This is a genomic window from Winogradskyella psychrotolerans (assembly GCF_018860545.1).
GTDB lineage: Bacteria > Bacteroidota > Bacteroidia > Flavobacteriales > Flavobacteriaceae > Winogradskyella > Winogradskyella psychrotolerans_A.
Window position 1 is genome coordinate 1 of record NZ_JAHKPN010000030.1, and the last position, 3,354, is coordinate 3,354.

A 3,354-nucleotide genomic window follows, 5' to 3' on the forward strand; every position below is an offset into this window, starting at 1 on the left:
AACTAAAGAAACACGTTAGGGTTAATTTGAAAAAACAACTCGTCCTCGAAAAAACACAGTTCAGAAATAAAAAATTCTGTAATTAAATAAAGCGATTTAGATTTGAGAAATCAAAATATTTAGACTAAATGAACAAGACTTTTAGAGTATTAAAAAAGATAATCTTATATACTTTCTCAATCCTATTATTCCTTTCAATTGCAGGTTACGTTTACCTCTATGTACTTCCAAAAGGACCTAAAATTACTGCAACCCAAAAAATCAATAACGGAATAGATTCTTTTGTTATATATGCTCATAAAGAAAGTGAGAGAAAATCGATTAAAGTATGGACTTACAAACCAGAAAATTGGAATGACAAAGACAAAATAGTTTTTGTAATGCACGGCGGAGGAAGAAACGCGGATGACTATCTAAATGCGTGGGTAGAATTAGCTGACAAGAACAACCTACTAATAGTCGCACCTGAATTCGAGAATAAATTTTCAAAATATACAACAAACGATTACCAAGAAGGAAATTTGTTTTCCTTTTTTGGAACTAAAAACCCAAAAAGCGAGTGGGCATATACAGTCGTAGAAAATATTTTTGATCATATCAAATCGGCTAACAGTATTACAAACGAACAATATGATATTTTTGGACATTCAGCTGGCGGACAATTTGTGCATAGAATGATAATGTTAATGCCAGAATCAAGAATTAGAACAGCTATCTCTGCCAATTCTGGATTTTATAGCTTACCAAAAGAAAATGTTGAATTTCCCTACGGTATACAAAATACTGAAATAGATTTACAAAAATCTTACGAGAAAAGATTGATTATTTTATTAGGAGAACTTGATAATGACCCAAATTTAGGGACTTTCAGAACAACGGATTTGGCTATGGAACAAGGAACGCACAGATTGGAACGTGGAACAACTTTTTTTAATTCAAATATGGAATTAAAAAACAAGAATAATTGGATATTTAATTGGAAAATAGACACTATTAAAAATGTAGGTCACGACTATAAAAAAATGTCTAAACATTCAATTGAGTGGATAAAAAACTAACCCTAACACCGTGTATAATTAATTGCTTCATTGAGCTTACTTGCGAATATTCCTGCGGAATATTCACGGGTTCGTAAAAGTTTACTAAAGTAGTTGCTTAACCACGCCACACCCGAGCGTAGCGAACAAACGAAGTAAACCATACACAAGACCGTGGTGTGTAATGCAAACCAATCTTTACGTGTGATTTAAATTAAAAAAATATAAAATTGTTTCCATTAAAAATAAAATATAAACGCATATTAAATTCAAATTCTAACAGCGGACAAATTCTTGACCAAATTGAAAAAGAATTAACACGTTTAAAAATTGACAAAACTCAACGCTCTGAATTAAAAATTAACTTTGAGAATTCTTTTTTTAACGGACAAGGAAGGTGGCATTTAATGGCGCCTGTTGACAAAGGATATTTGAAACTAAATAAGAATATGAAAGAAATAGAGTATTCTTTTTCTGTAGTAAGAACGTTTTATATCACAAGTGGAATGGCTTTATTTTTCGGATTAATCTCTCAAAGTTATTGGTTTGGAATAATTTCCTTTCTGTGGCTTTTCGGAATGAATTGGATGATTACATTAATTAGACAAAATATATTTGTGAATAAATTAAAAAGTAAGCTAAATGAAAAAAGCACTACACACAATACCGTATAAAATTAATTGCTAGTCCTAGCCCACTTACCAAAATCCTGGCAGAAGTTCTATCTGTCATATATTTACCAACACATATAAAACGAGACAACACCGTCACTTCGAGTGTTCCGACTTTTTGGTCGGAATGTATCGAGAAGCATTAGAACACCAAAGGTTCTCGATACGTTTCTCGCCTACTCAAAACACTCGATCTGACAATAGGTATTAATTGAAAACAGTAACGAACCCAAAATCCTCCCAAACCGTCACTTCGAGTGTGCCGACTTTTTTGTCGGCACGTATCGAGAAGCATCACAACCAATCACCAATCTATTTACAATGATCGTATACAGCACTTAGAAAGCTTCAAAAACCACCCAACGCCTACAGACACCACCTAAAATGCTCAGCAACCGCTTCATTTTTTTTATAGCATTACGGAAAACAGTAACCATAAGTCTCATAGCTGCCTTATTTTTATAGAAATATACGTAAAGCTACGTACAAAACTTTGCAAAGTATTGCGTAGTTTTATAAACTAAGAATAGAGTGCTATAGCTTTTGTTATCAACTTTTATTATCCAGAATTAAAAAAGGGATAACGTGAGTGATTGTACTTTTATAACTAGTTGGCAAACATTTAAAAACAAACATATGAAAAACAGATTACACTTTCTTTTTTTATTCTTTATCATCTTTATTAACTGTAGTGATGATAGCAATGACAATACTAATGAGGACATTTTAACTTTCGAAGGTGATGTCGTATTAAGATCTCAAGAAGAAATAAACGACTTTGGAGCTAATAATTATCAGAAAATAAATGGATTTCTGGTGATACTTGATGGTGACGCTATTAACATAGATGCCGTAATAGATATATTTAATCTAGACGCATTAATTGATTTAATTGAAATTACTGGTGATCTAAATATCCAACTTAATGACAATATTACAAATATAGATGGCTTATCCAATATCGAAAAAGTAGGTGGCAAAATTTATTTATATCAGAACCAAAGCTTACTAAATGTTGATGGTTTAAGCAATATTACCGAAATCGGTGGAGACTTTGGAATAGATAATAATATAGCCTTAAAAAGAATAGAAGGATTCAACAATCTGAATTTTATAAATGGGAGTTTGGACATTGGAGGAAATTGGCAATTAGAAACAATTAATGGCTTTAATAATTTAGAATCCGTCAGTAATAGATTTATCATCGACAGTTCTGGACTAACAGAATTTAATGCATTCAACAGCTTAACTGAAACTGGTTCAGATTTCAAATTCTTAACTGATATAACTCAATTAACAGGGTTTGAAAATCTTACGACTATTGGGAGAGATTGCTGGTTGACTTCGAATGTAGATTTTAATCTATTCAATATTTTTAGTAATATTCAAACAATAGATGGTGAATTTCTTTTAACAAATAATAATGAAATCTCTTCTCTTAATTTCCTATCCAATTTGACCTATGTAGGTAATGATATTGAAATTTCAAACAATACTAATCTTTCAGATTTCTGTGGATTAAACAATTTAATTCAAACGAATTTACAAGGAGACTTTTATACTAATTCTAACTTAAACAATCCTACCGAACAAGATATGCAAGATGGGAATTGTGACTAAAATAACGTTTGCCAACAAAGAACTGA

3 protein-coding genes are annotated in these 3,354 nt (G+C 31.3%); all 3 read left to right on the forward strand.

Annotation, left to right across the window (positions count from 1 at the left end; genetic code table 11):
• Positions 1–128 precede the first annotated feature (128 nt).
• The 3 genes from KO515_RS10690 (at position 129) to KO515_RS10700 (ending at position 3,328) form a co-directional block, all read left to right on the forward strand.
• Positions 129–1,058 (forward strand): hypothetical protein, encoded by a 930-nt coding sequence (locus KO515_RS10690; protein WP_215936354.1) that lies wholly within the window; start codon positions 129–131, stop codon positions 1,056–1,058.
• Between the two features lie 209 nt (positions 1,059–1,267).
• Positions 1,268–1,711 carry a hypothetical protein gene (locus KO515_RS10695; protein WP_215936355.1) on the forward strand — a complete coding sequence of 148 codons (444 nt, stop codon included), beginning with the start codon at positions 1,268–1,270 and terminating at the stop codon, positions 1,709–1,711.
• 633 nt (positions 1,712–2,344) lie between these two features.
• Positions 2,345–3,328: a hypothetical protein gene (locus tag KO515_RS10700; protein ID WP_215936356.1), complete on the forward strand. Its 984-nt coding sequence runs from the start codon at positions 2,345–2,347 to the stop codon at positions 3,326–3,328.
• The last annotated feature ends 26 nt before the right edge of the window (positions 3,329–3,354 follow it).